The sequence below is a fragment of the Anaerotalea alkaliphila genome, from assembly GCF_010179735.1.
GTDB lineage: Bacteria > Bacillota > Clostridia > Lachnospirales > Vallitaleaceae > Anaerotalea > Anaerotalea alkaliphila.
On record NZ_JAAEEH010000002.1, the window covers coordinates 86,718 to 109,775 of the forward strand.

Annotated in this window: 24 protein-coding genes and 1 tRNA gene; 22 read left to right on the forward strand and 3 right to left on the reverse strand. The window is 58.5% G+C overall.

The genetic code is table 11. The annotated features are described in order from the left end of the window. Positions 1-10 precede the first annotated feature (10 nt). Both GXN74_RS01435 and GXN74_RS01440 read left to right on the forward strand, forming a co-directional pair. Entirely contained in the window at positions 11-277 is a 267-nt protein-coding gene (locus tag GXN74_RS01435) for a type II toxin-antitoxin system Phd/YefM family antitoxin (protein ID WP_162369138.1), read from the forward strand. After that, complete coding sequence (locus tag GXN74_RS01440) at positions 270-533, forward strand: Txe/YoeB family addiction module toxin (protein WP_162369186.1); 264 nt, start codon at positions 270-272, stop codon at positions 531-533. The genes GXN74_RS01435 and GXN74_RS01440 overlap by 8 nt, the downstream gene beginning before the upstream one ends. Positions 534-634: 101 nt before the next feature. Here GXN74_RS01440 and GXN74_RS01445 read toward each other — a convergent pair whose 3' ends face one another. After that, positions 635-1,096 (reverse strand): hypothetical protein, encoded by a 462-nt coding sequence (locus GXN74_RS01445; protein WP_162369139.1) that lies wholly within the window; start codon positions 1,094-1,096, stop codon positions 635-637. Beyond that, positions 1,093-1,281 (reverse strand): helix-turn-helix transcriptional regulator, encoded by a 189-nt coding sequence (locus GXN74_RS01450; RefSeq protein WP_162369187.1) that lies wholly within the window; start codon positions 1,279-1,281, stop codon positions 1,093-1,095. The genes GXN74_RS01445 and GXN74_RS01450 overlap by 4 nt, the downstream gene beginning before the upstream one ends. 447 nt (positions 1,282-1,728) lie before the next feature. Here GXN74_RS01450 and GXN74_RS01455 point away from each other — a divergent pair, with 447 nt between their 5' ends. The 20 genes from GXN74_RS01455 to GXN74_RS01550 all read left to right on the forward strand — a co-directional run bounded on the left by GXN74_RS01455 (position 1,729) and on the right by GXN74_RS01550 (position 22,366). Then, on the forward strand, positions 1,729-2,205 hold the full coding sequence (locus GXN74_RS01455; protein WP_162369140.1) for a heme-degrading domain-containing protein: 477 nt from the start codon (positions 1,729-1,731) through the stop codon (positions 2,203-2,205). Between the two features lie 12 nt (positions 2,206-2,217). Beyond that, positions 2,218-3,912, forward strand: a complete 1,695-nt coding sequence (locus GXN74_RS01460; RefSeq protein WP_162369141.1) for an S-layer homology domain-containing protein — start codon at positions 2,218-2,220, stop codon at positions 3,910-3,912. A 38-nt stretch (positions 3,913-3,950) separates the two neighbouring features. Next, positions 3,951-4,244: an acylphosphatase gene (locus GXN74_RS01465; protein ID WP_162369142.1), complete on the forward strand. Its 294-nt coding sequence runs from the start codon at positions 3,951-3,953 to the stop codon at positions 4,242-4,244. Positions 4,245-4,482: 238 nt separating this feature from the next. Then, a complete protein-coding gene (locus GXN74_RS01470) occupies positions 4,483-6,060 on the forward strand; it encodes a M23 family metallopeptidase (RefSeq protein WP_162369143.1) in 1,578 nt (525 codons plus the stop codon). A gap of 143 nt (positions 6,061-6,203) precedes the next feature. Next, entirely contained in the window at positions 6,204-6,902 is a 699-nt protein-coding gene (locus tag GXN74_RS01475; protein ID WP_162369144.1) for a response regulator, read from the forward strand. Between the two features lie 30 nt (positions 6,903-6,932). Continuing rightward, positions 6,933-8,711 (forward strand): ATP-binding protein, encoded by a 1,779-nt coding sequence (locus GXN74_RS01480; RefSeq protein WP_162369145.1) that lies wholly within the window; start codon positions 6,933-6,935, stop codon positions 8,709-8,711. Between the two features lie 92 nt (positions 8,712-8,803). Beyond that, positions 8,804-9,307: a hypothetical protein gene (locus GXN74_RS01485; protein WP_162369146.1), complete on the forward strand. Its 504-nt coding sequence runs from the start codon at positions 8,804-8,806 to the stop codon at positions 9,305-9,307. Positions 9,308-9,322: 15 nt separating this feature from the next. Further along, on the forward strand, positions 9,323-10,705 hold the full coding sequence (locus GXN74_RS01490; RefSeq protein ID WP_162369147.1) for a hypothetical protein: 1,383 nt from the start codon (positions 9,323-9,325) through the stop codon (positions 10,703-10,705). Positions 10,706-10,729: 24 nt separating this feature from the next. Continuing rightward, positions 10,730-11,599: a two-component system regulatory protein YycI gene (locus GXN74_RS01495; RefSeq protein WP_162369148.1), complete on the forward strand. Its 870-nt coding sequence runs from the start codon at positions 10,730-10,732 to the stop codon at positions 11,597-11,599. Positions 11,600-11,744: 145 nt separating this feature from the next. Further along, the gene (locus GXN74_RS01500; protein ID WP_162369149.1) at positions 11,745-13,031 is read left to right on the forward strand and encodes a UDP-N-acetylglucosamine 1-carboxyvinyltransferase; all 1,287 of its coding nucleotides are present in this window, start codon (positions 11,745-11,747) and stop codon (positions 13,029-13,031) included. 169 nt (positions 13,032-13,200) lie between these two features. Then, positions 13,201-13,482 (forward strand): HU family DNA-binding protein, encoded by a 282-nt coding sequence (locus tag GXN74_RS01505; protein WP_162369150.1) that lies wholly within the window; start codon positions 13,201-13,203, stop codon positions 13,480-13,482. 72 nt (positions 13,483-13,554) lie between these two features. Continuing rightward, positions 13,555-13,830 carry an RNA-binding S4 domain-containing protein gene (locus GXN74_RS01510; protein WP_162369151.1) on the forward strand — a complete coding sequence of 92 codons (276 nt, stop codon included), beginning with the start codon at positions 13,555-13,557 and terminating at the stop codon, positions 13,828-13,830. Further along, positions 13,811-14,107 carry a septum formation initiator family protein gene (locus tag GXN74_RS01515; RefSeq protein ID WP_162369152.1) on the forward strand — a complete coding sequence of 99 codons (297 nt, stop codon included), beginning with the start codon at positions 13,811-13,813 and terminating at the stop codon, positions 14,105-14,107. The genes GXN74_RS01510 and GXN74_RS01515 overlap by 20 nt, the downstream gene beginning before the upstream one ends. An 8-nt stretch (positions 14,108-14,115) precedes the next feature. Next, positions 14,116-15,537 (forward strand): tRNA lysidine(34) synthetase TilS, encoded by a 1,422-nt coding sequence (gene tilS / locus GXN74_RS01520; protein ID WP_162369153.1) that lies wholly within the window; start codon positions 14,116-14,118, stop codon positions 15,535-15,537. Continuing rightward, positions 15,530-16,057 carry a hypoxanthine phosphoribosyltransferase gene (gene hpt / locus GXN74_RS01525; RefSeq protein WP_162369154.1) on the forward strand — a complete coding sequence of 176 codons (528 nt, stop codon included), beginning with the start codon at positions 15,530-15,532 and terminating at the stop codon, positions 16,055-16,057. Before tilS ends, hpt begins: the two co-directional genes overlap by 8 nt. A gap of 83 nt (positions 16,058-16,140) precedes the next feature. Continuing rightward, complete coding sequence (ftsH, locus tag GXN74_RS01530; protein ID WP_162369155.1) at positions 16,141-18,003, forward strand: ATP-dependent zinc metalloprotease FtsH; 1,863 nt, start codon at positions 16,141-16,143, stop codon at positions 18,001-18,003. 91 nt (positions 18,004-18,094) lie between these two features. Then, positions 18,095-20,218: a glycoside hydrolase family 13 protein gene (locus GXN74_RS01535; protein ID WP_162369156.1), complete on the forward strand. Its 2,124-nt coding sequence runs from the start codon at positions 18,095-18,097 to the stop codon at positions 20,216-20,218. 51 nt (positions 20,219-20,269) lie between these two features. Continuing rightward, positions 20,270-20,355, forward strand: a tRNA-Ser gene (locus tag GXN74_RS01540). Positions 20,356-20,540: 185 nt separating this feature from the next. Then, on the forward strand, positions 20,541-21,827 hold the full coding sequence (locus GXN74_RS01545) for a 3-isopropylmalate dehydratase large subunit (RefSeq protein ID WP_162369157.1): 1,287 nt from the start codon (positions 20,541-20,543) through the stop codon (positions 21,825-21,827). A 14-nt stretch (positions 21,828-21,841) separates the two neighbouring features. Then, on the forward strand, positions 21,842-22,366 hold the full coding sequence (locus GXN74_RS01550; RefSeq protein WP_162369158.1) for a 3-isopropylmalate dehydratase small subunit: 525 nt from the start codon (positions 21,842-21,844) through the stop codon (positions 22,364-22,366). Between the two features lie 146 nt (positions 22,367-22,512). Here GXN74_RS01550 and GXN74_RS01555 read toward each other — a convergent pair whose 3' ends face one another. Next, a complete protein-coding gene (locus GXN74_RS01555) occupies positions 22,513-22,782 on the reverse strand; it encodes a hypothetical protein (protein ID WP_162369159.1) in 270 nt (89 codons plus the stop codon). Positions 22,783-23,058 lie beyond the last annotated feature (276 nt).

A 23,058-nucleotide genomic window follows, 5' to 3' on the forward strand; every position in this document is an offset into this window, starting at 1 on the left:
GGTGCTGGGAATGCTGGCTGTCAACTATACCACTCTCAGAGAGCATCTGAAGGATTATTTCGACAAGGTCAACGATGACTATGAGACATTGGTCGTGACCAGGAAAGACAACAGGAACGTGGTCGTGTTGTCCGAAGAGTCCTACAACAATATTATGGAAAACATGTATGTCCGAAGCAGCAGAAAAAACTATGAACGGCTGTTGCAGGCAAAAGAGCAGGTGGAGCGGGGGGAAGGGCTGCCTCGTGCACTGATCGAGGTCGATGACGATGATTAAGGTCTTTTCAGATGCGGGATGGGAAGACTATCTGTTCTGGCAACAGGAAGATTGGAAAATGTTGAAAAAAATAAACACATTGATCAAGGACATTGAACGGAACGGGAATATTGGCATCGGGAAGCCAGAGGCGCTAAAGGGTGATTTGAGTGGTTATTGGAGCCGTAGGATCAATGACAAAGATCGCTTGATCTATAGGATGACGGAGGAGCAGGTCATTATCCTGGCATGCAGAACCCATTACGGGGAACACTAGGATCTGGATCCGGGGGAATTCCCCGCTCAAGAATCGCAAAGGAAGGGAAGGGGACCGACGCACCCATCGATGGGTGCGTCGGTCCCCTTCCCTTCCTTTGCTCATTCCTCCCGTTTGTTCTGCCGATGCCGGATTAGGGCGGTGACGCCGCTGATGGCCAGGAAAACCAGCGCCATGACCAGCAGGATCTGCGCTCCCCCTCCGTCCGTTGCGGAGGGGGAGCGCGTGCCAGCCTCCTGTAGCAGCCGGGGGATTCCCATGCCCAGCGCCACCCCCAGGAGGGTGGCGGCCAGGAGCAGGAGAACGGTCTTCGCACCCCGCCGCTCCCGGCCGTTGGAGGGCCCCACGTAGGAATTATGGAGGATCAGGCGCAGGGTATAGCTGCCCGAGGCCAGCAGGAACAGGACCATGGTGTTGACCGGATAGGGCAGCCAGCGGAATCCGAAGCCATAAAGCCCCATGTCCAGCAACAGCAGGTAGGCCAGGAGCAGGAAAGTCTGGTTTCCGATCCGGTCCCGGTTCTGCTTTTGCATCTCGTCCAGACCTTGTTTCTTGGTTTTCATTCTTCGTCCACCTCCCAGAAAAGCTCGTCCAGTGTCTTTTCCAGCACCTGGCAGATGGTCCTGCAGAGCCGGATGGTGGGGTTGTAGTCCCCGCTTTCGATGGCCCCGATGGTCTGGCGGGTCACGCCAACCAGGTCCGCCAGGTCCTTTTGAGACAGGTCTTTGGCCGCACGGGCCGATTTCATCCTTAAATTTTTGGCCACGGCAACACCCCCGTTTTTCGGCAACTGCGGTTTCGACGATTCCCTTCAATATAAAACATAGCACCTGGAAGACTAAATGTCAAATATATACTGCAAATTAACGGATATAAAATGCATTTGCAGAAAGGATCCCCATCCAGGGATTCTATGGTAAAATGGAAAGAAACGAAAGGGGTTTGCGTACGGATGGAGAAGAAACTCTGCCAGATCTGCAACAAGCGGGAAGTGACGAGCACCATCGCATTGGACGGGGAGAACAGGTTGTCCCTATGCCCCAGCTGAAGATCCGGGACATCCGCATCGATTTCTGACGGAGACCGCCCCCCAAGCCCTGGGGTCCGGGATGACAGTCCCCGGGCTTTGTGGTATGATGGATAATAAGCGGAAACACACAGACACCCACGGACGGCACAGAAAGGCGGGCAATGTATGATCAAGGAAGCAAAGGAAAAAATGGAAGCTTTGGCGGCAGAGGAGCAGGCGCTGGGCTTCGACCGGTTTTCCCGGGCGGACGCACTGGAGGTGGGCCTTCTGGTCCTGAAGAAGGCGAAGCGGCATCCCGACCCCATCGCCATCGAAATCACCATCAACGGCCTGGTGGTCTTCCGGCATTTCACGGAGGGTTCCCTCATGGACAGCGAGCTGTGGCTGGCCAGAAAGCGGAATTCGGTGGACCTGATGTCCATGTCCTCCCTCCGGTTCAAGTACTGGCTGGAGTCCCAGGAGATCACCGTGGCGGACCGGATGCTGGACCCCAACGCCTATGCGGCGGGGGGCGGCGGCTTCCCCATCCGGCTTACGGGCACCGGGGTGGTGGGATCCATCTGCGTGTCCGGGCTGCCCAACCACCTGGACGACCACCAGCTGGTGGTGGACGCCCTGACGGAATTCAAGCAAAAGGCATAGGAGGTTGTTGAAATGAGGAAGAGACTGCTTGTTGCCGTGGTCCTGGCCGCCATGCTGGGAAACGCCACGGCCTATGCCGCCCCTGCGGATGTGGAGGACCCCCTCCAGCAGGAGGCGGTAGACACCCTGCTCTCCCTGGGGGTGGTGGACGGCTATCCGGACGGCACCTACCGGCCGGAGAACCTTGTGACCCGGGCGGAGATGGCCAAGCTGGTGGTCACCGCTCTGGGATACACCGACGTCTCCAACTTCACGGAGACCGGATTTGAAGACCTGGACCAGGCCGCCTGGGCCGTGGGTCATGTGGAACTCGCCAGCCGGCTGGGCGTCATCGGCGGCTATCCGGACGGCACCTTCGGACCCTTGCGGCCGGTGCGCCTGGAGGAGGCGGTCACCATGCTCCTCCGGGCCCTGGGCTATGTGGAAGGGGCCCTGGAAGGGGAGTGGCCGGAGAACTACCTGGAGAAGGCCGATGAACTGGGCCTCCTGGAGGACCTGGACGTGACAGGGGAAGACGCCTCCCGGGGCCAGGTCGCCCTGCTGCTGGCGGGCGCCCTGGACAGCCCCATCGGACAGCTGGACGACCGGGGGAACTGGACGGCCGTCGAGCCGGAAGACACCCTGCGGATCCGCCTGGAAGCCATCCCCAGGGAATGGATCAACCTCTCCCTGGAGGAGGCTCTGGAGAAGATGCTGGAGGACGGTGCCGGCGCCAAGGCGGCGGACCTGGGACTCCAGTCCGCAGAAGCCCTGACCAAGGGATACACGGAGTCCATCCGCAACCTGCAGGACATGATTGACGCCTACAAGGCCCTGGGGATCCTGTCGGCTTCGGCCCCTACGGACTTCGACGCCAACCTGGTCCGGATGCAGAGGGAATTCGCCCGGACCCAGGGACCCTTGAATTACGAAGCGGAAATCAACGCCCTGGAGCTGGACCTGACCCAGACCTACTTCCAGGTCCTCCATGCGGAGGAGGGACTGCGGATCCAGGAGGAGAACCTGGCGGTGCAGGAAAGGATCCTCTCCAACACCCGGAAGCGCTTCGCCCTGGGGCAAGTGACCAGGATGGACGTGACCCAGGCGGAGGTGGCGGTGGAAGACGCCAAGGCCGATGTGCGGGCTGCGGAGAACGGCCTGCGCAAGGCCCGGATGGGAATGAACCTCCTGCTGGGCTATGAGCTGGCCCAGAACCTGGTCCTGACGGACCGGCTGGAAGTGGTCCCCCTCTCCGATGTGCCCTTGGAGGATGCGGTGGCCCTGGCACAGTCAAACAGGAACGAGACCAAGGCCGCGGCCTTTGGATTGCAGATGCAGGAAGTGATGTTCAACCGGATCAAAATGACCTATCCTTCCAACTCCTCCACCTACCTGAAGCAGGAGCTGGGGCTGCTCCAGGCCCAGACCTACCAGAAGAACACCCTCACCAACCTGGAGATGGACGTGCGGAGCAGGCAAATGGACATGGTCCGCCTCCGGGCGGCCATCGACACCAAGACGGCGGCGGTGGAGAAGGGCAGGCAGCTCCTTAGGGCTGCGGAAATCTCCTATGACTTGGGCTACCGGACCATCCTGGAAGTCCAGCAGGCCCAGCTCATGGTCCTGGGGGACCGGCTGGCCCTGTCCCAGGCGGTCCTGGACTACAACCTGGCGGTGGAGCGGTACCGGCTGTCCATGACCGTGGGCACCTTCGCAGCCCCCTTATGATTCGGGATCCCCTTGACGATCAGGAAGGGAGTGGTACCATGGAAGCGAACGGCAAGGTCAGGCGGCACATCCTGGTCCATGGCATGGTCCAGGCCGTAGGGTTCCGGTATTTCACCCTCCGTACGGCGTCCCGCCACCATATCACCGGCTGGGTCCGGAACCGGTGGGACGGGACGGTGGAGATGGAGGTACAGGGAACCGAAAGGGAAATTGCCTCTTTTATGGAAGAAATCCGGGAGGGCCCCAGGTCCGCCCGGGTGGAACGGTTGGAAATCCGGGAGATGGAACCTGGAACGGACCTGGAAGGGTTCGTTGTGGAAGATGACGGCTGAAACGGCCGGAAGGCACAAAAAGAGACGGAAACCTCGAGGGGTTTCCGTCTCTTTTTGTGCATAAAGCACATTCGGCGAAATGCACAAAACATAGCGGGGAAGTGGGTGGTTTTTCACCAAAGAGGAAAAAAGCTTTACAAGCAAAAAAAGTTATGATATTATTATGAAGAATTATTACAAAAGTATTAATTTTTAAGGTGCGGAATCGAAGGCACCGAATTCAACGGAGGCAACAGAAATGTACGGTGTACCTAAATTCAAAGAAGGCGTGTTCCTGAAATTCAAGAGGGAAATCGTTCTATCCGTTTGCGCGTTGCTTACAATCGTGACGGTTGCGGAATATACACCTGCCATGGGGGCGGGGGTCCAACAGATGGGAAGTCCTTTTTCCACCGTCTGGGCGAAGGACAGCATCAACAGCTACAAGGTGGTCTACAACAAGACAGAAGTGGGGGTCGTCGCCGATGCGTTTGTGGTGGAGGCGGCAAAGGAGAAGGCAGTTTCTGCGTTGGTGGCGACGCTGGGATATACACCCGACATCAATCCGTCCGTGACCTTGGTGGGCGTCCATACCAGCGACTCCAAGACCATCCTGGAAGGCAATGCCTTGGCGGAGGAACTGTACCAGGCCTATCATTCCGGACTAGGCGTGGTGAAGCAGGAAGCGTATGTGATGAAAATCGGTGACGGATTCACGGTGGCACTCCATTCCGAAGAGGAAATCAAGGAAGTGCTCAAGGGAGTGCAGAGCCATTACATCACAGACAAGGAAGTGGACATCACCTTGGACAAGGACCAGCACAACACCTTGGTCATGAGCCCGAAAATCAGCATGCTGGACGAGGACAGGGTATTCGCCACCGCCGGAGCGGCTTCCGAACCGGAAACAAGCAACAGGAATAAAGAGAAAACCGTGGATGTGGAATTCTCCGACAGGATCATGGTGGTGAAGGCCTTCGTGGACCCGGCGGAAATCAAGGACGTCCAGACGGCAACGGAACTGATCACGCAAGAAAACGCAGAAGCGGAAGTCTACACGGTGAAGCCTGGGGATAGTGCATCCACCATCGCGTCTGCAAACGGAATGGGACTAAGCGAGCTTTACGAATTGAACCCGGTGTTGAAACAAAAAGAGAAGACACTGCAGATTGGAGACGAAGTGGTCGTACAAGTCTCCCAACCTGAACTTTCCGTATCGGCGGCAGTCGAGATCACATACACCCAGGCCATCCCTTTCACCACGGTCCGGGAAAAGGACAACAGCCTCTATGTGGGCAAATCGGAAGTGCGGCAGGAAGGCAAGAACGGCACCATGGAGGTGCAGGCCCTGGTGACCAGGGTGAACGGCCAGGAGACCGGCCGTGAGATCCTCCGGCAGACCGTGCTGGAAGAGCCCCAGGAAAGGATTGTCGTGGAAGGCTCCAAGCCTGTTCCCACGCAGCCCAGCGGAAGGCTGATGTATCCCACGGTGAACTTCCGCATGACCTCCCCCTACGGGAGCCGCTCCGGCGGATTCCACACGGGCATGGACTTCGCGGCCCCCTACGGAACCAAGATCGTGGCCGCCGACGGGGGCAGGGTCGTGTTCGCCGGCTGGAAGAGCGGCTACGGCTACACCGTAGACATCGACCACGGCAAGGGAATGGTCACCCGCTACGCCCATGCAAGCTCCATCAGCGCAAAAGTGGGCCAGGCCGTGAAGAAGGGCCAGACCATCGCCCGGATCGGAAGTACAGGCAACAGCACAGGAAACCACGTGCACTTCGAGGTGCGCATCAACGACGCCCCAAGGAACCCAGCCACCTACCTCAAGTAGGGGGCGGTCCCGGAAGGGCCCATAGAGAACAGCAGCAGTGCGGCAGGAAGACATCCGGGTGGAGCGTTTTCCTGCCGCATTTCCGGCTTTACGCTGGAAGCGAAGTTTGCTATAGTAGAGATACATTTGCAGGAGGATGAGCCATGAGGGAACGGATTCTGGTCGTAGACGATGAAAGGGCCATTACGGACATACTGAAATACAACCTGGAGCGGGAGGGATTCGATGTCTCCACCGCGGAGGACGGGGAGGAGGGGCTTTCCCACTACCGGAGCCTGCAGCCGGACCTGTTGCTGCTGGACATCATGATGCCCAAGATGGACGGGCTCCAGCTCTGCAAGACGGTCCGGGGGGAATCCGCCGTTCCCATCATCATGCTGACGGCCAAGGCGGAAGAGGTGGACAAGGTCCTGGGACTGGAGTTCGGGGCCGACGACTACATCACCAAGCCCTTCTCCATGCGGGAGCTGGTGGCCAGGGTGAAGGCCAACCTGCGCAGGACCAGCCTGGACAGGGACAAGAAGGAGAACGTCGACCTTCTGGATTTCGGACAGCTGCAGCTGAACCTGGATCGCTACGAGGTCCGCAAGCGCCAGGAGGTCCTGGAGCTGACCGTGCGGGAATACGAGCTGCTCAAGTTCCTTGCGGTGCGCAAGGACCAGATCTTCAGCCGGGAGCAGCTCCTGGAACAGGTTTGGGGCTACGAATACTACGGGGATGTGCGCACGGTGGACGTGACCGTCCGGCGTCTGCGGGAAAAGGTGGAGGACGACGCCTCCTCTCCGGAATACATCCAGACCAAGCGGGGTGTGGGATACTACTTCAAGTCCAAAAAGGGTTGACCGCCCAGGGGCTTTCTAGGGAGGCGAACGATGTCGAAGAGCATACGCTGGAGGCTGGTCATGATCTATGTGCTGCTGGTGGTGATCGTCATGATCGCCAGCGGCAGCCTGATCGTCTGGCTCACCAGCAGCAATGAAAAGCAGGCCATCGAAGAGGAGCTCAGGAGCTCCGTGGCCAACATCAGCATCTGGATCGATACGGACAAGCCGGTGGAGGAGGTCAAGCAGGACATCCAGGCGGTGATCCAGAACGCGGCGGACTACTACTCCACAAAAAAGGTGTATCTGCTGGATCCGGAGGGGAACATCCTGTACCCTTTCCTGGAAAACCCCCAGGAGTACCGGTTCTACACGCCCCAGGTCATGGCCGCAGGGGTGAACCGGAGCCTGGAAGCCATGGACGAAGTCCAATTGAGGGGGGAATCCACCCAGTACAGGGGATACGCACAGCCCATCCTCCTTGGGGAGGAAGTGGTGTACGTGATTTATGTGCTGGCTCCCGTCACCGCGGCCCTGCAGAAGCTGCAGGACACCCTGATGGTCCTCCTCCTGTCCGTGGTGCTGGCCATGGCGGTGTCCGTGGTGCTTGGCTTCGTGTTCTCCAGTTTCCTGACCCAGCCCATCATAGCCCTGACTTCCAAGGCCCGGGAGATGGCCCTGGGTAACCTGAACAACCCCATCGCCGTCCATTCCGACGACGAAATCGGGGACCTGTCCAAGGCCTTCAACACCATGGCCTCCTCCCTGAACGAGATGCTGGAGCAGGTCTCCAGCGAGAAGAGCAAGCTGGAAACGGTGTTCCACCACATGACCGACGGAATCCTGGTGTTCGACAGGGAGGGCAGGCTGGCCCACAGCAATCCGGCATCGGAGAAGATGTTCCAGGTGCAGCCGACGGCCGGGTTCCGGGAGATCCTCGGCGCCCACCTGGGGACGGATTATCCCTCCATCATGGAAATCCTGGAGAAACCGGGCCAGGAAACTGCCGTGGTGAAGTACCTGGTGCGCCTCGGGGAGACCTACCTGAACCTGTCCTTCGCCCGCTACCTGGACAAGAACAGCCAGTTCAAGGGGATCATCTGCGTGATCCAGGACATCACGGACCACAAGAAGCTGGAGGAGCTGCAGAAGGAGTTCGTGGCCAACGTGTCCCATGAGCTCCGCACCCCCCTGACCACCATCAAGAGCTATGCGGAGACCCTGCTGGACGGGGCCCTGGAGGATCCGGAGACGGCCAAGCGATTCCTGGAGGTCATCAACCATGAGGGGGACAGGATGACCACCCTGGTACAGGACCTGCTGGAGCTGTCCCGCCTGGACAACCGGAACGTGCGGTTCTCCATGGGGGTTCTGGACCTGGACCGGCTCATCCAGGAGAACATTGACAAGTACAGGATCCATGCGGCCAAGAAGTTGCAGGTCCTGGAATACCAAAGGCCCCCCGGGCCCACGGAAATCCTGGGGGACATGAACCGGATCGAGCAGGTCTTGAAGAACATCGTCTCCAATGCGGTGAAGTACAGCCCGGAAAGGACGGCCATCCGCCTGGGACTCCATCTGGAAAAGGAATGGGTGGTGGTACGGATCCAGGACAACGGCATCGGCATACCGGAGGAGGACCTGCCCCGTGTCTTCGAACGGTTCTACCGGGTGGACAAGGCACGGTCCCGTTCCATGGGAGGAACCGGACTGGGGCTTGCCATCGCCAAGGAAATCATGGAGATGCACGGCGGCAGGATCGTTGTGGAAAGCGTCCTGGGGGAGGGGAGCAGCTTTAGGCTGTATTTCCCCCGGACCCGGGTGGTGTAATCTGTTAACCAATAGTTATCAGGATGTAATCAAACTGTAACATTGGCGCGGTATAATGCTCTTATGGTACATAAATTGAGAGAGGTGGGCACATGATGCGTAAAATGTTGATGATGATCATGGTGTTGGGAATGTTCTTCCTGTTGGGCACCACGGCATATGCTTCCTCAGACCTTAGGACAGAGTATTTTTTCCAGAATATGGAGTTCGGCAGGGATGTCCTTCCGGCCGATGCTCCCGCCAACCAATTCGGCGGCTTCACCATGACCAGGGGACTGGACAGGCAGAAGATCGCCACCTTCGCCACAGGAAGGACCATTTCCGGTTCGGGAGACATGGGGGTCAACGTGGGATACCGGTTGTACGCGAAGGATTTCATGGGCAACACCAGGGTGCTGGCGCAGACCATGAAGACTTTGGGAGCAACAGGGTTCTTTACGGACTACCTGGATTTCAACCGGGTGGGCACCTATTTCCTGGCGGTCAAGGTTGTGGACGGAAAAGGCACTTGGATCCGCTGGTATGAGATCACCAGGCGGGAGGAAGCCACAAGAAACTATCTGGAGAATCTGCAGATCAACTTTCTGAATCTCTAAAATGGGGCGCTCTGCATGGGAAAGATTTTACTGAAGACAATGTTTCTAGGAATGCTCATAACGCTGGGCGTGTACCAGACAGGGACGTTATGGTTTGACACGATGTCAAGCCATAGCGTTTTTTATGATGGGGAGGAAAAGGATTCCCTGCCCCGGGCCGCCGCCAGCCTGGAGGCGGTGTCCCTGGTGTCCCCCCAGTACATCGCCCTGTACTTCGCGGACGGCAACCGGGAGTTCGCGGTGTTGGCCAGGGACGGCGGGACCAGGGAAATCTTCACGGACAGCCTGCGGATCCTCCGGGAGGGTTTCCGCCAGGGGAGCGGCCTGGACCAGGTTCCCCTGGAACAGGTGTGGAGCCAGCGGGGGATCTTCGTCAAGCTCTCCTTTCCCCTGCTGCTGGAGCAGATGTACGGGGAGCTGGGAGTGCCTGCCCCGGTGAACCTGTCCAAGGCAGGGATCGACCAGGTGGTGGTGTGTCCCGCCCTGGAGCTGCAGGACAACCGGGTGGACATCTATTTCCTAAGCGACGCACAGGAGGAAGCCCTGCACCTGTCCGTGGACAAGGCCCAGGTCCGGGAGGACAACCTCCGGCTGGGACAGGCTATGGAGCGGGAAGGGGCCAGGGAGCATGTGGTACACATCTCCAGCCGGAAGGAGGGGATCCCCTATTTTTCCGGAGACGTGCTGTTGCCGGTCACCACGGAGAACATCCTCTACCGGGAGCGGTTCCCGCTGGAGAAGCGGCTGCTGGACGCCAAAGGCGCCCTGGACGTAGGGGCTGTGGAGGGCTTTGTGAACCCCTTCTTCGTGAACCGGGACACCAAGCGGCGGTTGGACGGCGACGGGCTGGTCCAGTTCTATGACGAGCAGGTGCAGACGGCCTATGGGACCAACGGCGTGTTCCAGTACACCAACCTCGGTGTGGGGGAGGGCGGTGGCGGCATCAGCGTCTCGGCGGCCCTGTTGGCGGCCAACCGGTTCCTGGACAGGGACGGCCTTCTGGAGCGGCAGGAGCATTATCTGGAGAACTACGAGATCCAGGAGCAACAGGTCACCTTCTATTACCGCTACGGTTTCGGAGGGACCCCCCTGGTGCTGGGGACGGACTTCCAGATCCGGGAGGGCATGGAATACCCCATGGAAGTGACGGTGCGCAACGGGGTCGTGAAGAGCTACCGGCGCCTGCTGCTGCAGGAGGGGAAGGCGGACCAGGACAGGATCCGTCTGTCCTACTCCTTCGAGGAGGTGCTGGACCGGTTCCTGGGCGGAGAACCCGGCCGGGAATGGAAGGTCCAGGACCTGTACCTGGCCTACCACTGGGACGGGGCCGCGCCGGCTGCCCAGATCCGCTGGGTGGTGGACACAGGGCAGGAGAACCATGTCATGCCGCTGGAGTAGGCGGACCGAGGAAAGGAGGGTGCCATGAATTGGAACAGGGTGCTGAATGTGTTCATTGCGGTTTTCCTGCTTCTCAACCTGGGGATTTTCGGTTTCAGGTACATGGAGAGCCGGAAGAGCCACAGCCTTTCCCCGGAGCGGGAGGCCCAGTTGAAGGCGGTGCTCCAGGAGCGCAAGGGGATCATGATCTACGACCATCTTCCGGACTTCTACCCGAAGAGCAGGCTGGAGCTCCAGCCGCCGGTGCTGGACCAGGGGCAGAAGGAAAAGATCCGGAACCATCTGGTGGGGGGACAGGCGCGATTCAGCATCGCTCCTGGGAACGGGGAACGGTATGCCGGCGAGGAGGGGGACGTGGTCTTCTCCTCCGGTACGGATGCGGGCAGGATCCTCTTCCAAGGCCGTCCCTCCGCCTATGCGGTGCAGGGGACCGGACGGGAGGGGATGGCGAAAGCGGCCCAGCAATTCGCGGGGGACCTGTATCCCGGTAAGGTGGGGATGGTCCTGACCCAGCAGCGGATGGAGGGGGACACGGTGGTGTTCCTTTTCAACGAGCGGTACAAGGGGGAGCTCCTGTTCTGCAACCAGGTGGAGGTGCGGATCGACGGGAGCGGCCGGTGGGAGGTGGAGGCCATCCGCTACCCGCCCTTGGAATTCAGGCCCCCCGCCTGGGAGGTGGTGCCGGTGGACGAGGCGCTGTACCAGTTCATGCTGCATCTGGAACCCCGGGAGGGGGACCTGGTGAAAATAACGGACATCGACCTGGGATACGACCTGGATCCGGGGACCGGTTCCGGGGCCGTGGTCCTGGAAGCCATGCCTTACTACAGGATCCGGACGGCGGATCACGGGGAGCACCGGATCCATGGGTTCACCAACAAGCTGCAGCCGTAAAAACGGTGCTTGTAATCCTGGGGTAAACTGTGTTATAATTTTGTGTGGTTGGAGCGTTTTTTAAGAGAGAGAGCAGCCGGCCTGGGAAGACATCGGAACGGATGTCGGTTGGACAATAACCAAGAATTGAATCTGAGGTGTGCGAATGGAGCAATATGTTATCAGGGGTGGAAAGAAACTGAAGGGTTCGGTGGCGGTCAGCGGAGCGAAGAACGCCGCGCTGGGAATCCTGCCGGCGGCGATCTTGAGCAGGGACATCTGCACGATCGAAAACGTACCCTGTGTGAACGACATCAAGGTTTTGCTGGAAGCAATGGAAGACTTGGGTGTGAAAGTCACCTATCTGGACGAGCATACGATCAAGATCGACAGCCGCAATGTGGACAAGGTTGTCGTGGATTATGAGCATATAAAGAAAATCAGGGCCTCCTACTATCTGCTGGGATCCCTCCTGGGACGGAAGAAGGAGGCCCATGTGGCCCTGCCCGGGGGCTGCAACATCGGCACCCGGCCCATCGACCAGCACATCAAGGGCTTCGAGGCCCTGGGGGCCCAGGTGTCCCTGGAGTACGGAATGATCAACACCCGTGCGGAGAAGCTGACGGGAACCCACATCTATTTCGACGTGGTGAGCGTCGGAGCCACCATCAACGTGATGATGGCGGCGGTGCTGGCGGAAGGGGTCACGGTCCTGGAGAATGCGGCCAAGGAGCCCCATATCGTTGACGTGGCCAACTTCCTGAACAGCATGGGTGCGGACGTGAAGGGCGCAGGTACGGACATGATCAAAATCCACGGGGTGGACACCCTCCACGGGACGGACTACATGATCATCCCCGACCAGATCGAGGCGGGAACCTACATGGTGGCCGCGGCCATCACCGGCGGGGACGTGACCGTGACCAACCTGATCCCCAAGCATATGGAGGCCATCTCTGCCAAGCTGCATGAGATGGGCGTTAAGATCGAGGAAGAGGATGAGGCCATCCGGGTCTATGTGGACGGTCCGTTGAAGAACATCCACGTGAAGACCCTTCCCTATCCCGGCTTTCCCACGGACATGCAGCCCCAGATGACGGCCCTCCTGTCCGTGACCGAGGGTCTGAGCATCATGACGGAGAGCATCTTCGAGAGCCGGTTCCAGTACATCGACGAGCTGAACCGGATGGGTGCCAACATCAAGCTGGAAGGCAATTCCGCCATCATCAAGGGCGTGAACCAGGTCACAGGGGCCCATGTGACCTCTCCGGACCTGCGGGCGGGGGCTGCCCTGGTACTGGCCGGCCTGGTTGCCGACGGGGAGACGGTGGTCCACCATGTGGATTACATCGACCGGGGCTACGAGCATCTGGAGACCAAACTGAAGGGTCTGGGAGCGGACATCGTGCGCGTCAGGGAAAAGCATGGAAAAGGCCTGTTCCGGGCAGTTTAGTGAATATGACCAGAAAACCCCTGGAAACCAGGTTTTTATTGAAAAAACCTTGACAAACAGGGGGGAAAAGCTTATAACTAATTTGAGAGTGAAGAGCACCCGGGACACCGTGTTCCGGCAGGGTTGACTCAAAAACTACAAATTGCCCAGCGCATAGGAGGACTCATTTATGAACAAAGCTGAATTGGTGGCTGCAATCGCAGCAAGTGCGGAAATTAGCAAGAAAGATGCCGAGAAGGCGCTGAAAGCCTTTGTAGACGTTGTGACCGACGAGATGGTCAAAGGGGAGAAGGTCCAACTGGTTGGATTCGGAACCTTTGAAATTTCTGAAAGACCTGCAAGAACCGGACGCAACCCCCAGACTGGTGCGGAAATGGAAATCGCAGCTTCCAAAGCGCCCAAGTTCAAGGCTGGAAAAGCATTGAAAGACGCGGTCAACGGAGAAGCATAGAAGAAACAAACAAATGTCGGACACAAGAATCTACACTGACCCTGGTGTAGATTTTTTGCAAGGTGGGGAAAGATGAGACTGGACAAATATCTGAAGATATCAAGATTGATCAAGCGACGGACGGTGGCCAACGACGCCTGCGATGCGGGGCGGGTCTCCGTCAACGGCAAGCCGGCCAAGGCACATACGGCGGTTTCCGTGGGGGATGTGATCCGGATCGCTTTCGGCAACAACACCGTCAAGGTCAGGGTGACCGAGGTCAAGGAAACCATGAAGAAGGACGAGGCAAGGGAAATGTACGAGGTCCTCACAGACGAGGTGGAAGACCATGAGGAAAAAACGGATTGACAACGAACGCAGGTCCATCGGATTCATGATCTTCGTGCTGGTGATGCTGACCGGGGCCGTTTTCCTGCAGGTCTCCAACATCTATTCCAGGAACCTGGAGCGGGAGAAGGAGATCGGCCGGTTGGAGCAGGAGCTGCAGGCGGCCAAGGAGCTGCAGGTGGAGCTTCTGGAGGAAAAGGAGCATGTGAAGTCCGCGGAATTCATCGAGGCGGCGGCCAGGGAGAAGTTCCGGCTGATCAAGCAGGATGAGAAGGTCTTCATCCAAGACGGGCCATGAGGTTGGAGATGCAGAATCGTGTGAAGGAAACCATTCTGAAGAATGGGCTGATCGAACAGAACCAGAGAGTGCTGGTGGGGGTTTCCGGCGGAGCCGACTCCATGGCACTCTTATTTGTATTGTGGAAGCTGGCTGCGGAGGGGATGGGATTCACCCTGGGGGCGGTCCATGTCCACCACGGGATCCGGGGGGGGGAGGCGGACGGGGATGAAGCCCACGTAGCCTCCTTTTGCCGGAAGCTGGGGGTTCCCCTGGCCGTCCGGCGGGTGGACGTTCCGGGACTGGCGGCCCGGGAGGGGCTGTCCCTGGAAGAGGCCGGGCGGAAGGCCCGGTACCGGGCCTTCCAGGCCCTGGTCCGGGAGGAGGGCTGGGACAGGGTTGCTGTGGCCCACCACAGGGACGACCAGGTGGAGACGATCCTGTTGAACCTGTTCCGGGGCACGGGACTTCCGGGACTGGCCGGGATGCCCCTGCGCAGGGGGAACATCATCCGGCCCCTGCTGCACTGCAGCCGGGCGGAAGTGGAGGAATGGTGCGAAAGCCAGGGCATCGGCTACCGGACGGACGCCACCAACCTGGAGGCGGTCCACACCCGGAACAGGATCCGCCTCCATCTGCTGCCCCTGGTGGAGCGGGAGGTGAATCCCCATGTGCGGGAACAGCTCCTGGGGATGGCGGAGCTGCTGGAGGAGGAGAACCGCTTCCTGGAGTCGGAGGCGGAAAAGGCCCTGGAAGCGGTGGCGGGGCCTGGGGGGGACCTGGCGCTGGAGCCCCTGCTGGCCCTTCCCCTGGCCCTTCGGCGGCGGGTGGTGCTTGCCGCCTGCGCCGCCGCGGGGGGAGGAAGGCGGGACCTGGGAAAGGTCCATGTGGACGCGGTGCTTGCCCTGGCGGCCAGGCCTCCCGGCTCCCGACAGCTCCATCTGCCGGGCGGCCTCCGGGCCCGGGTGCGGTACGGGAAGCTGGAGCTGGGATTGGAGCCTTCCGGCCCGGAATTCGGCCCGGAATCCGGCCCGGTGGAAGCGGTTCCCACCCGGGAGGAACTGGAAGCGGGAACGGAGCTCTTTTTCCTGGGACGGAGGTTCGGATTCCGGGTGCTGGAATATGACGATTCAATGAAAATTCCTAAAAATTTATATACGAAATGGTTCGATTATGATAGAATAAATAATGATTTGCGTATAAGAACCAGACAAACAGGGGATTTCATCGCGGTCAAAAAAGAGACAGGGGCCCTGGGGCGCAAGACGCTGAAGGCCTGGTGCATCGACGAGAAAATCCCGAAGGAAGCCAGGGACAGCATACCGCTGGTGGCAATGGACCACCAGATCCTTTGGATCGTGGGACACCGGATGGGCGAAGCCGCCCGGGTGGAAAGCGGGACCAGGCGGGTCTTGGAAATATCGGTTTTTGAGGAGAAAAGCAATGAATGAGAAAATGGCCGTTTTGATCTCCAGAGAAGAGGTTGAAAGCAGGATCAAGGAACTGGCAAAGGAGATTTGCCGCGATTACGCAGGAAAAGAACTGCATCTGATTTGCGTGCTGAAGGGCAGCGTGATGTTCATGGTGGATTTGGCGAAAGAGATCGACCTTCCCCTGACCATGGATTTCATGGCCGTCTCCAGCTACGGGGACGGTATCCGGAGCAGTGGGATCGTCAGGATCGTGAAGGACCTGGACGATGCCATCGAAGGCAAGGACGTACTGATTGTGGAGGACATCATCGACTCCGGCAGGACCCTGTCCTATCTGGTGCAGATCCTGAAGGAACGCAAGCCGTCGAGCATCCGGATCTGCACCCTGCTGGACAAGCCGGACTGCAGGGTGGTCGGTGTGCCCGTGGATTATGTGGGTTTCGTCATCCCGGATGAGTTCGTGGTGGGATACGGATTGGACTACCAGCAGAAATACCGGAATCTGCCCTACATCGGACAGTTGCTGGATGTAAACTAAGGGAGATATGGATTTGGCCCTTGCCGGGCCATCGATGGGCTATCGTTGGGTTATCGCTGGGTCATCGCGGAAAGGAGGAAGCTATGGGAAGAAATTTACGTGGATTGAGTTTTTACGCCATTTTGATTTTGGTGCTGATGTTCGCTTTGATCATGTCGAACCCGGACAACAACACCATGCGGGAAAGTTATGGATATTCCGAGCTTTTGGAAAACATAGAGGATGTGGAACGGGTGGAATTGCGGCAGAACGTGGAGATTCCTACGGGCTCCGCCACAGTGTACATGAAGAACGCCGAAACCAAGACCTTTTTTGTCCCCAACGTGGAAAACCTTCGGGCGGAAATGGTGGAGCAGGGGATCAAGGTGTATGCGGGTGACGTCCAGAGGCCAAGCTGGCTGATGACGGTGCTCCCCTCCCTGATCGTGCTGATCGCGGTGGTGTTCCTGCTGTTCTTCATCATGAACCAGGCCCAGGGCGGAGGCGGTGGAAACCGTGTCATGTCCTTCGGGAAGAGCAGGGCCAAGCTGGTTGTGGACGACAAGAACAAGGTCACGTTCAAGAATGTGGCCGGCTTGGAGGAAGAGAAAGAGGAGCTGGAGGAAGTGGTGGAGTTCCTGAAGAGCCCCAGGAAGTTCGTGGAGCTGGGTGCCAGGATCCCCAAGGGAGTCCTTTTGGTGGGCCCTCCCGGAACAGGAAAGACCCTGCTTGCCAAAGCGGTGGCGGGGGAAGCCGGAGTTCCGTTCTTCAGCATATCCGGTTCCGACTTTGTGGAAATGTTCGTGGGCGTGGGCGCCTCCCGTGTGCGGGACCTCTTCGAGAACGCCAAGAAGAACGCCCCCTGCATCGTCTTCATCGACGAAATCGACGCAGTGGGACGGAAGAGGGGTGCCGGGCTGGGCGGTGGACATGACGAGCGGGAGCAGACCCTCAACCAGCTGCTGGTGGAAATGGACGGCTTCGGGATCAACGAGGGCGTCATCGTCGTGGCGGCCACCAACCGGGTGGACATCCTGGATCCCGCGCTGCTGCGTCCCGGCCGCTTCGACCGGAAGGTGTTTGTGGGTACGCCGGACGTGAAGGGCCGCGAGGAAATCCTGCGGGTCCATGCCAAAGGCAAGCCCCTCTCCGACGAAATCAACCTCCAGGAGGTGGCCCAAACCACAGCCGGCTTCACCGGTGCGGACCTGGAGAACCTGTTCAACGAGGCGGCCATCTATGCCGCCAGGGAAGACAAGAAGGTCATCGAGCAGTCCCATATGCGGAGGGCTTTCGTGAAGGTGGCCATCGGCACCGAGAAGAAGAGCCGCGTCATATCCGAAAAGGAGAAGCGGATCACCGCCTACCATGAGGCGGGCCATGGGGTCATCCACCATGTGCTGGAGGACATCGATTCGGTCCACAGCATTTCCATCATCCCCACGGGGATGGCGGGAGGCTACACCATGCCTTTGCCCAGCAAGGACACCATGTACATCACCAAGAAGAAGATGGAGCAGGAGATCATCGCCCTGTTGGGCGGCCGTGCGGCCGAGAAGCTGGTGCTGGACGACGTGACCACGGGAGCCTCCAACGACATCGAACGGGCCAGCGCCATCGCCCGGAACATGGTGGTGAAATACGGCATGTCCGATGTGATCGGTCCCATCCAGTTCGGAAACGACAGCGACGAGGTGTTCATCGGCAGGGACTGGGGGCACACCAGGAATTACGGCGAGAACATCGCCGGGCTGATCGACAGCGAGATCAAGCGGATCGTGGACGGCGCATTCCAGGACGCCATCAACCTGCTGGAGAAGCACAGCACGGTCCTGCACAAGACCGCCGCGCTGCTGATAAAAAAAGAGAAGATCACCGGTGCAGAGTTCGAAGCCATTTTCGAAGCGGAAGGCTATGTGAGCCACAAGGAAGATCCCTTCAAGGATCTGACGCCTGCAACCGAATAACCGCAACCATGCATAGGCGAAGGGGGATTCCCCCTTCGCTGTCTGCATATATGCGAGACTGATGCAAGTGGAGGAGGTTTGGCCCCACCGTATGAGCATACATATTCCTTTCGAGAGCCTGAGCCGGGCGCACAAGCTTTTTGCCTATGTGCAGACCCGCCAGCCGATTCTGGACGAGAGAGCCATCTTTTCGGACGAGACGAAGAACTACAAGATCCCCCAGGAGCCCACGGCAAATGACCAGACCAAGGTCAGGATCCGGACGGCCAAGGACAACATCGACGAGGTCTACCTCTGCTACGAGGACCAGCGGATCCAGTTGTATGTGGAAAGCGAGGACCAGCTTTTCGACTACTATTCGGGGACCATCCCCCCCACCCGGAAGAAGGTGGAGTACCATTTCGAGCTGTTGGTGGGGCGGTTGCGCTGCTACTACAACAAGAAGGGCGTGACCCGGGAGCCGGACCCCTACTACAACTTCAAGGTCGTTCCAGGTTTCTACACGCCGGAATGGGCCAAGGGGGCGGTCATGTACCAGATATTTGTGGACCGCTTCCACAACGGGGACAAGAGGAACGACGTGGTGGACAACGAGTACTTCTACATCAACGACACCGTGAAGCGGGTGCGGGACTGGTCGAAGCTGCCGGATGCGGACGGGGTGAAGGAGTTCTACGGAGGGGACCTGCAGGGGGTCATGGACAAGTTGGACTACCTCCAGGAGCTGGGGGTCAACGTGATCTACCTGAACCCGATTTTCGTCTCCCCTTCCAACCACAAGTACGACACCCAGGATTACGAACATGTGGATCCCCATTTCGGCGTGATCCGAAAGGACGATTCCCGGGTGCTGGACCCGAAGGATCCGGACAATCTGAAGGCGTGGAAGTACATCGCCAGGACCACCCGCAAGGAGAACCTGGAGGCCAGCAACGCGCTTTTCGCCAGGCTGGTGGAGCAGGCCCACAAACGGAGGATCAAGGTCATCCTGGACGGCGTGTTCAACCACTGCGGATCCTTCAACAAGTGGCTGGACCGGGAGAAGTTCTACGAGAAGGCCCACAGCTACGCTCCCGGGGCATACACCTCGGAGAAAAGCCCCTACAGGAGTTTTTTCCATTTCCAGAAGAAGGATGCCTGGCCGGACAATGCCCATTACGACGGCTGGTGGGGCTACGACACGCTGCCGAAGCTGAACTACGAGGGGTCCCCCAAGCTGACGGAAAAGATCCTGGAGATTGGGGCCAAATGGGTTTCCCCCCCCTACAATGCGGATGGATGGAGGCTGGACGTGGCGGCGGACCTGGGCTATACCAAGGAGTTCAACCACCAGTTCTGGAGGAAGTTCCGGAAGGCGGTGCGGGCTGCGAATCCCAATGCGCTGATTCTTGCGGAGCACTACGGCGACCCCACGGACTGGCTGGCGGACGGGGACCAGTGGGACACGGTGATGAACTACGACGCCTTCATGGAGCCGGTGACCTGGTTCCTGACGGGGATGGAGAAGCACAGCGACGAGTTCCGGGGGGACCTGCTGGGGAACCACTGGGCCTTCTTCGAGGCGATGAAGCACAACATGGCCCGCTTCCATGCGTCCAGCCTGCAGGTGGCCATGAACGAGCTGAGCAACCACGACCATTCCCGGTTCCTGACCAGGACCAACCACATGGTGGGGAGGACCCATACGGTGGGGCCGGAGATGGCGGAGAAGAACCTGAACAAGGGGATCATGAAGGAAGCGGTCATGATCCAGATGACCTGGGTGGGGGCGCCCACCATCTACTACGGGGACGAGGCGGGCCTTTGCGGCTGGACGGATCCGGACAACCGGAGGACCTATCCCTGGGGCAAGGAAGACACGGAGCTGCTGGCGCTGCACAAGGCGCTGATCAGCATCCGGAACGCGATGCCGGTGTTGAAGACGGGTTCCCTGAAGTTCCTCTACGGGGAGCACATGGTCCTCAGCTACGGCAGGTTCGACGACCAGCAGGTGGTGGTGGTGGCGGTGAACAACGCCCGGGAAGAGCGGACCATCCGGGTTCCCGTGTGGGAGCTGGGCATCCTGAACTCCGACATCCTGCAGCAGATCCTGGAGACCACGGTGGAAAGCCACACCACGGAAAGCAAGAACTATGTGGTGGAAGGCGGAAGGGTGACCTTGAAGATGAAGCCCTTCAGCGGCGTGATGTTGAGGAAAAAAGCCTACAAGCATTGACAAAGGGGCGGATTTCAGATAATATGGTTCCGATGGCTTCATGCCATCCTTGGAGAGATGTCCGAGCGGCTTAAGGTGATAGTCTCGAAAACTATTGTACCCAAAAGGTACCGGGGGTTCAAATCCCCCTCTCTCCGTAAAAACCGCGGTTTTCCTCAGTTGGGGGAAGCCGCTTTTTTGACCAAACACCCCCGCGCATACTGGGCCATGGATTTTCCCTGAATATGGAAAAGAGCCTTTTGGATTTGTGCGCAACGAGGTATAATGGAAACATCCGATATCGGATGGGCCACGCTATCGACATTAGAATAAGGAGAATAAGATGGGTAAAACGCTAGCTGAGAAGATTTTTGACGCACACAGAGTCGACATGCCGTTTCCGGATACACATGTCTTGAAACTGGACAGGGTTTTCTGCCACGAAATCACCACACCCATAGCCATTACCGACCTGATGGCAAGGGGACTGGACAGGGTATTCGACCCGGAGAAGATCAAGGTGGTCATCGACCACGTGACGCCCGCCAAGGACTCCAAGACCGCCGAGCAGGGCAAGATCCTTCGGGACTGGGCAAGAAGGCAAGACATCAAGGACTTTTTCGACATCGGCAGGAACGGGGTATGCCATGCGATCTTCCCGGAAAAGGGCTTCGTCCGTCCCGGGTTCACCGTCATCATGGGCGACTCCCATACATGCACCCATGGTGCCTTCGGAGCTTTCGCCGCAGGCGTGGGAACAACCGACCTGGAAGTGGGCATCCTGAAAGGGGTCTGCGCCTTCCATTTCCCGAAGACGATCAAGGTTGTCCTGGAAGGCACAATGAGGGAGGGCGTCTATGCGAAGGATGTAATCCTCCACGTCATCCAGCAGCTGACCGTGAACGGAGCCACCAACATGGTCATCGAATTCACCGGCCCTGTGGTGGACGCCATGTCCATGGAAGCAAGGATGACGCTTTGCAACATGGCCATAGAAGCCGGCGGCACCAGCGGGGTCTGCTACCCCGACATGACCACCGTGGAATACCTCTGGGATTTCATCAAGGAGGAGTATCCCTCCAAGGAGGCGGCCCTCGAAGACTACAGCCAATGGGTTTCCGACGAGGATGCGGAGTATGAGAAGGTCCTAAAGATCGACGTGTCGGACCTGGAGCCGATGGTCACCTTCGGATACAAGCCCGACCAGGTCAAGCCGGTCCGGGAAATGGAAGGTGAAAAGCTGGACCAGATCTATATCGGCAGCTGCACCAACGGCCGCATAGAGGACTTGCGGGTGGCTGCGCAAGTGCTGAAGGGACAGAAGGTCAGCGATGACGTCCGTGCCATTGTCAGCCCGGCCACACCCAACGTCTACAAACAGGCGCTCAAGGAAGGCATCATCGAGATTTTCCAGGATGCAGGCTTCTGCGTGACGAATCCGACCTGTGGCGCCTGCCTCGGCATGAGCAACGGCGTTCTGGCTGAGGGTGAGGTCTGTGCTTCGACGACCAACCGGAACTTCAATGGCAGGATGGGCAAGGGCGGCATGGTTCATCTGATGAGCCCGGCCACCGCCGCTGCGTCCGCCATTGCCGGCAAAATCGCCAACTCACCGCTGTACAAGGGATAATCGGGAGGATAAAGATGAAAAGTTTCAATGGAAAAGCACTGTTTTTGGACAGAAACGATATCAACACGGATGAAATCATACCGGCCAGATACCTGACCGAAATCACGAAGGAGGCCCTCAAGCCCTATCTGCTGGAGGACTTGTCCCTTCCCGGCTTCGACAGCAGGGAGGATGTTGCCGGCAAGGCGGTCATCGTGACCCGGGAGAACTTCGGTTGCGGCTCCTCCAGGGAGCATGCCCCCTGGGCCTTGGAAGTCAACGGCATCAACGTGGTCATTGCGGAGAGCTTTGCAAGGATCTTCAGACAGAACATGTACAACTGCGGCATGTTCGCAATCGAGTTGCCCAAGGAAACGATTGCCCACCTTTTCGACAAGTACGCGGGAAAAGAGACCCAAATCACTGTGGATGTGGATGGGAATAAGATCATCCTATCCGCAGGGGAAGGGACGGAGGAAATCCCTTTCAGTGTCGGCGGCTTCGACAAGACGCTGGTAGTAGAAGGCGGATGGGTAGGTTACGCCGACAAGAACTATTAGAACGGTCCCCAAATGCACATTGAAAAAGGCGCCGGCCTGGTTTTCCTAGAGAAAACCAGGCCGGCGCCTTTTTTGTTGCGGCCTTCCTTGCAGGCCTTGGCGTCGGCAAGACGGTGTTGACTGGAAACCTGAAACCATGGAAGGGCCTACAGCTTCCGCATCAGATAGCAATAGACTTCCATCTCCTTCTCGTCCTTGCAGATGGCGATGTCGAACCGGAGCTTTTTGCCGTCCTTGGTATCCAGGATCAGCTCCTTGAACCTGTTGGGACCCATTTCGGCGATGCCCTTCTCCTCCGCATAATGCTTGGTGAACTGCTCCAGCTGGAGTGCGGAATCCAATACCCCTTCGGAGTCCATGAGCTCGCACATCTTGGAAAAATATCCGCTGTTACAACCAACAAAACTGGAATGCATATGATCCTCCTTTGCCACACCGGTGGCTGCTGTCTCCGCTTGCCGACGCCAGGGGGAAGGCCTCCCTTCTATGTATCCATTATAGCACAGCAGGGGCAAGCGGTACAGGGGGACGGGCCGTCCTCCCCCTGCATGTTGAAAAAGCGGGTGGCGACAGCAATATCCATAAACTATACAACAAGACATCCTATTTAACTTTGGCGAAAGTTGTTTATAATAACTGATATAAGGACAAAACGCAACAAAACAACAGCGAAATGTACAGCAAACCGAAAG

Coding starts and splice junctions, on each gene's coding strand:
- GXN74_RS01475 (WP_162369144.1), top strand. CDS start 6,204: ATGAGGGAACGGATTCTGGTCGTAGACGATGAAAGGGCCATTACGGAC.
- GXN74_RS01445 (WP_162369139.1), bottom strand. CDS start 1,096: ATGAAAACCAAGAAACAAGGTCTGGACGAGATGCAAAAGCAGAACCGG.
- GXN74_RS01480 (WP_162369145.1), top strand. CDS start 6,933: ATGTCGAAGAGCATACGCTGGAGGCTGGTCATGATCTATGTGCTGCTG.
- GXN74_RS01500 (WP_162369149.1), top strand. CDS start 11,745: ATGGAGCAATATGTTATCAGGGGTGGAAAGAAACTGAAGGGTTCGGTG.
- GXN74_RS01545 (WP_162369157.1), top strand. CDS start 20,541: ATGGGTAAAACGCTAGCTGAGAAGATTTTTGACGCACACAGAGTCGAC.
- GXN74_RS01485 (WP_162369146.1), top strand. CDS start 8,804: ATGATGCGTAAAATGTTGATGATGATCATGGTGTTGGGAATGTTCTTC.
- GXN74_RS01460 (WP_162369141.1), top strand. CDS start 2,218: ATGAGGAAGAGACTGCTTGTTGCCGTGGTCCTGGCCGCCATGCTGGGA.
- GXN74_RS01450 (WP_162369187.1), bottom strand. CDS start 1,281: ATGAAATCGGCCCGTGCGGCCAAAGACCTGTCTCAAAAGGACCTGGCG.
- GXN74_RS01505 (WP_162369150.1), top strand. CDS start 13,201: ATGAACAAAGCTGAATTGGTGGCTGCAATCGCAGCAAGTGCGGAAATT.
- GXN74_RS01440 (WP_162369186.1), top strand. CDS start 270: ATGATTAAGGTCTTTTCAGATGCGGGATGGGAAGACTATCTGTTCTGG.
- GXN74_RS01455 (WP_162369140.1), top strand. CDS start 1,729: ATGATCAAGGAAGCAAAGGAAAAAATGGAAGCTTTGGCGGCAGAGGAG.
- GXN74_RS01515 (WP_162369152.1), top strand. CDS start 13,811: ATGAGGAAAAAACGGATTGACAACGAACGCAGGTCCATCGGATTCATG.
- GXN74_RS01510 (WP_162369151.1), top strand. CDS start 13,555: ATGAGACTGGACAAATATCTGAAGATATCAAGATTGATCAAGCGACGG.
- GXN74_RS01535 (WP_162369156.1), top strand. CDS start 18,095: ATGAGCATACATATTCCTTTCGAGAGCCTGAGCCGGGCGCACAAGCTT.
- GXN74_RS01550 (WP_162369158.1), top strand. CDS start 21,842: ATGAAAAGTTTCAATGGAAAAGCACTGTTTTTGGACAGAAACGATATC.
- tilS (WP_162369153.1), top strand. CDS start 14,116: ATGCAGAATCGTGTGAAGGAAACCATTCTGAAGAATGGGCTGATCGAA.
- GXN74_RS01465 (WP_162369142.1), top strand. CDS start 3,951: ATGGAAGCGAACGGCAAGGTCAGGCGGCACATCCTGGTCCATGGCATG.
- GXN74_RS01555 (WP_162369159.1), bottom strand. CDS start 22,782: ATGCATTCCAGTTTTGTTGGTTGTAACAGCGGATATTTTTCCAAGATG.
- GXN74_RS01435 (WP_162369138.1), top strand. CDS start 11: ATGCTGGCTGTCAACTATACCACTCTCAGAGAGCATCTGAAGGATTAT.
- GXN74_RS01470 (WP_162369143.1), top strand. CDS start 4,483: ATGTACGGTGTACCTAAATTCAAAGAAGGCGTGTTCCTGAAATTCAAG.
- GXN74_RS01495 (WP_162369148.1), top strand. CDS start 10,730: ATGAATTGGAACAGGGTGCTGAATGTGTTCATTGCGGTTTTCCTGCTT.
- hpt (WP_162369154.1), top strand. CDS start 15,530: ATGAATGAGAAAATGGCCGTTTTGATCTCCAGAGAAGAGGTTGAAAGC.
- ftsH (WP_162369155.1), top strand. CDS start 16,141: ATGGGAAGAAATTTACGTGGATTGAGTTTTTACGCCATTTTGATTTTG.
- GXN74_RS01490 (WP_162369147.1), top strand. CDS start 9,323: ATGGGAAAGATTTTACTGAAGACAATGTTTCTAGGAATGCTCATAACG.